The 5,129-nt window shown below is 58.6% G+C and carries 3 protein-coding genes; all 3 read right to left on the bottom strand.

The window, feature by feature from the left end; translation table 11 throughout:
* A partial coding sequence (locus tag HMPREF3120_RS01385; RefSeq protein ID WP_210384484.1) for an Ig domain-containing protein occupies window positions 1-2,266 on the bottom strand: 2,266 nt, incomplete at its 3' end.
* A 505-nt stretch (window positions 2,267-2,771) separates the two neighbouring features.
* On the bottom strand, window positions 2,772-3,830 hold the full coding sequence (locus HMPREF3120_RS01380; RefSeq protein WP_141739332.1) for a hypothetical protein: 1,059 nt from the start codon (window positions 3,828-3,830) through the stop codon (window positions 2,772-2,774).
* Between the two features lie 67 nt (window positions 3,831-3,897).
* A partial coding sequence (locus tag HMPREF3120_RS12070) for an Ig-like domain-containing protein (RefSeq protein ID WP_246815389.1) occupies window positions 3,898-5,129 on the bottom strand: 1,232 nt, incomplete at its 5' end.

The raw sequence follows: 5,129 nt of genomic DNA, 5'->3' as shown, positions 1-5,129 counted from the left end.
CCTGCTTCTCATCGGTCGGATCAACCGGCTTCGGAGTGCCATCAACCGTGGTCTTCTGGCCAACAGGCAGCGGAACGCGGTCGGTGACCTTGTACTCCTTGTTGTTGTGATCCACCAAGGTGTACGTCACGGTGACGTTTGGCGTGTCCTCATCAGCCTCGACTTCCTCAGTCGGAGTACCGGTGATCTTTCCGTTTTTCTCATCGAAGTCCAGACCTGCAGGAAGGTTAGCAACCTCAAGCGAGCCGTCCTTCACCTTGAGCTTGTGCGGGTGACTCTCAAAGCCGGTCGGCACAACTTCCTGCTCATACTCGGTATTGATCGTTGCAGCCTTCAGCGGCGAATCCGTGACGGTCAGCAGGGTCGGCACGCGAACGTGCTGGACTTCCTCAACATCAACCGTTTCGGTCTTGATGACGCGCTTGTCCTCAGGAGCCGACGGGTCCATGAACTTCGGATTGCCGTCTTCGTCGAGAACCGGACGTTCTTCCTTCACCGTGACCTTGACGTCACGCGTCACGATCACCTCAGAGGTGCCCGGCGTCGTCGGCGTACCAGAGATCTTGCCGGTCTCTGGGTCGAACGTCAGCCCTTCAGGAAGACCATCGACCTTGTAGGTCGGCCTAGCGCCTTCAACCTTGTTCTCCGGCTCATTCGGCAGTACGGACAGTGCATCAAACTCTTTGTACTCGTCCTTCACCGAACCGAACGGAAGAACAACCGGAACGACAACGGTGAACGAGTCAGCGGCCAGCACCGTGTTCTCGCCAGTGACGAACTCAGCGGTGAAGATATCGCCCGTCTCAGCGTCCTCCGGAACGGTGATGGTGCAGGCGTTGGCATCAGCAACGCTACCGATGTTGTCGCAGGTCTTGACGACCTTGCCGTTCTTCTTCCAAACAACCTTGTTTGGCGTCACCGGGAACGGGCCGGTCACATTCAGCTTCGCGGTATCGCCGATATCAGCCGGCTTGTCCGTCATGTTGAAGTTCGTGATATCCAACTTCACATCATGGCGCGGCACCAACGCGAAGTTCACGTTGTACCACATCGGATTCTGCACAAAGGTTTCAGCAGCAATAGGCGCAGGGTTACGCGTGCCGTTGTTCTTCGGCGAGTTAAACAGCGGAACACGCCATGCAGAGTAAGCGCTCGGGATCTTGCCGTCGGCAGTCTCTACGTGCGCGTACAGGTACTTCTTCGTGTCATTCGTGAGAGTTCCCTCAGGGAACTTCACCGAGTAGTACCCATCTTCACCAACCTTCGAGCGCACCGTAGCCGCGATGTATTCCGGGTGCTCAGTGAGGAGCTTCTTCGCAGCGGCCAGCTTCTGCGCCTCAGGCAACGTGTCCACTGCTTCCGCATACGCGCCGATACCCTCCTGGGTCAGCACACTCATGACCACGTACATGTCCTTAGCCGGGACATCGCCAGTGTCGTTCGGGCCGTTGAGACGAGCGTCCTTCGTCTCGTGCCAGACCTTGCCGCCCACATGACCCTTCATCGCAGAATTTGTGGCCTGCCGCGGGACAGTCTCATCCGTATCCGCAATCCAATCAGCCTTCGGCTTGTGCATGTACGGCACATCACGATCAGCCTGCATCAGTACAGCAGTGCGCTGCATGTTCGTGCCGATGGTGTTCCATGCACCCTGCTGGTCAGCACCCATGGAGTTGCGGTATGCGCCTGGGAAGAAGCCGCCGACCTGGCGGAACGGGTAGACGGTGAAGCCGTTGCGCTCGTCAACAAACGGGTCGATCCACAGACGGTAGTACTGATTCGTGGAAGCCTTGTACGTGTGCTTCTTCCCGTGGTGGTCAATCCACGGCTCGCGGAGATCGAACACATAGGAGCCCGGACCAGCCTGCGAGGTGTTGCTCTTGCTGAGCTGGTCAGAGGTGCGGGCGACGTACACCGGCGAAACGGCACCATCCTTATCGATCCACTGCATGTAGACCTTCGTGCCTTCCGGAACAGCCTGCTGGCCACCGTCGGTCGGGCTGAAGCCGTAGCCATCGTCAATAAACGCGCGACCAGACAGGGTCGACTTGGCATTCGTCATGCCAGTAGCGCTCTTGACGTAGCCGTTCGCAATGCCGTCGGCGACAATCGCACCGTTTTCCTCAGTGGCCGGCGCCTGGGAGACAGCAGCAGTTTCCTCCTGCGCAAACGCGACCGGCTGAGCGAACGGAGCAACCAGCGCAAATGACAGCGCAGCCGCGGCTACGGACGTGCCGCGACGGCGGCCAATGTGACGTTTATTCATTAATTTCCCTCCAGAAAGGATTAGCGTCAAAGGTTCACGACCCTGACGAGCAAACAAAACACACCTACTAACAGGGCCTACGAACACCACCGTAGAGAACCTGACAGGAGGCGGCAAAGGTCCCTCAAGCCACCCAACAGCTGTTCACATCCTGAGGAAATTTATTGACACTCGCCACTAAAAGCGCTGGCCATTGCTGTTGTACGGCCGTAAAATACTACCTGTGACACAGCTAAGGAAGCCGAGATAGTGGGGCGGACGGACCACGCAAGCACACTTCCAGCAGTTTCCGTAGTTGTCTACAGATTTGAACAACATCCAGCACCTTTAGCCAGTTGCCAGCTTAGGAAAATCTGAGCCTTTCACCATCACCCCCTAACGGGGGCAATGAGTGACGTTTTAATAGTCATGTGTAAAGACTACGGAAACGTAAAAACGCCTGTGATGGGAAGAATCCACCACAGGCGTCGAACCTACGAGGCAACCGGGCCCCGGCACCGTGAGCCTAGAACGGCAGCTTGAGCTGCTCGCCGTTCTTGAACCACCAGCCGAACAGGGCGGTGAGGGCGCCGAGGATTACCAAGGCAGCGCCGGCGATCGCCCCGCCGTTCATGGAGGAGCCATCAGACGACTCCCCTGCCGAATCCGAAGGGTTCGCGGTCTCCACCGGGCCGCGGGTCTGGGTCACCGGGGCGGGCGCCGGCTTCGGCGTCGGCGTCACGGTGACGGTCTCCTTCGGGGTAGGCGCAGGCGACGGCGTCGAAGTGGTTGGGGCCGGCGGCTGCACGACCGGGCGCAGCACCTGCTCGACCTTCTTCTGCTCCTCCTTGTTCACCTTCGCGGACGGGAGGTCCTTAAGCACCTTTTCGGCTTCCTGCTTGGTCAGGTCGAGGACGGGAACACGGAAGGTCTCGTCGAACACGGTCTCACCGTTCTGGTTCTTCACCGACAGCTCGACAGGCGTGTTCGGGCCCTGCACCCCGGCGAGGTCCTGCATCGGGATGGCGAGGTCGCCGGCGTAGTTGTCCTTATCCGCGATGCCAGCCAGGGCAATGTCCTTGCGTGCGGACTTGCCGTTGCCCCAACGGGCCTCCACGGTGAAGGTGTGGGCATCGATACCCTTGTTTTCTACGCGGACATTCAGCGCGTTGTTGGGGTGGTGGAGAACGATGCCGTTGTGGGCGTCGTCGATAAGCAATGCCCCTGCTTTGAGATTGTTATCGGCAGCGGCGAGCACCGCGAGCTCGTAGACAGTCAGGTCCTCCTCCGCCAACTGATCGTGCTCGTGCGTGACGCCAATCATGCCGTCAGCCTTGCCGATGTAGTTGGAACGCAGCACCAGATTCTTCCAGTCCGCGGGGATGGTGGACTGGCCGACGAAACAGAACTGATCCTTCAGGCCCTCCGGGCACTTGTCGTAGAAGTTCTTGCCCGAGTTCAGCGCGTAGCCGTCCGCCTTCGTCTCCTCGGTGGAAATGCTGCCATGGTCAAGCCAGCAGACCCAGGCCCGTGGTGTTGCGGTAATCGCGCTCCACCACAACACCTGCTTTGCAAAGCTGATCACCCCGCCCACCGATTGGTGAGCGGGGCGATCGTTAGCGCTTATCTTCAGCCTACGAGAGGCTCAAGACTTAAGGCTTTGCCGGAGTAGTCGTCGGCTTATTCTGCTCCTCCTTGGAGGAACCAGCGTAGGTCTTGCCGGAAGAACCCTTCAGTTCCAGGTCCTTCACGGAAGAGCCGCCACCGTTCGGGGAGCAGTTGTCGTAGATGATCGTGCCGGCGAGGATGCCAGCGGCGATCAGAGCCAGACCACCTGCAACCGTTGCGAGGTCAGTGCCGTACTGGCCCAGCTTCGCGTTGATTGCGTCCACCTGGGAAGCCAACTGCGGGTTGAAGATACCCAGCTGCTGCTGGATCTGGGTGTTGGCGTTCTGGATCTGAGCGTTCGCCTGAGCAGCGAAGTCGGACAGACCCGGGATCTCCAACTGGGTAGCCAGACCGATCGGCAGGAGCGCGATCAGCGGCAGACCGAAGCCAACGGAGGTAGCGACACACTTGGCGGTGTCGATACCGACGGTTGCGGTCGTATCGTTACCTGCCTTATCGATGACCGTGATCTTGTCACCCGGCTTCAGCTCGATACCAGCCGGAACGTCAACCTTCCAGTTGCCGTCCTTATCGGTGGTCGCCTCCTCCTTGGTGCCATCCGGGAAGGTCACAGTGACCTTCGAGTTCGGACGATCATCCTTACCAGTGATCTCCTTGTCACCAGGCTTCACCGGATCCACAGTCGGAGCTTCGGTATCCGGGTTGCTGCCCTCATCAGCAGGGTTGGTGCCCTTCTTGATCTCATCCTCGTTCGAGATGCCGTCACCGTCGAAGTCACCGTCCGGATCCAACAGGGACTTGCCATCCTTACCAACCAGATCGAAGCCAGCCGTGGCCTTGTTAGTGGAGTCATCGTTGTAGGTGAAATCAACATCTACCGACGGAAGAACGTACGGAGTGAAGATCTCCTTGAACTTCTCCCAGCTGCTATCGATGTTCGGCAGCTCAGAGTTGATCTTCTCCTCGACCTCCTTGTAGTCAGGAGCCGTTGCCTCAACAACACCGTCGGTCTCGCCAGTCTTGAAGGTCCAACCCTCAGAACCAGCAGACGGCTTACCCTTTGCTTCCTTCACAGGAACATCGGTCTTGCCCTCAAACGGATCAGACTTCTCAGTCTTGCCAGCCTCAACGTTCTTACGATCGCCGTAGTTCGGGACGTTCTTCGCGGCGTCGGACTTCGGGTCAACAATGTTGATGTCGATCTCGCCAACCTTGTTGCCGTCCTTGTCCTTGACAACAACGGTCGCATCCTGCG

Source organism: Corynebacterium sp. HMSC11D10, from assembly GCF_001806995.1.
Taxonomy (GTDB): Bacteria; Actinomycetota; Actinomycetes; order Mycobacteriales; family Mycobacteriaceae; genus Corynebacterium; species Corynebacterium coyleae.
This window is presented reverse-complemented; position numbering and strand designations above follow the sequence as displayed.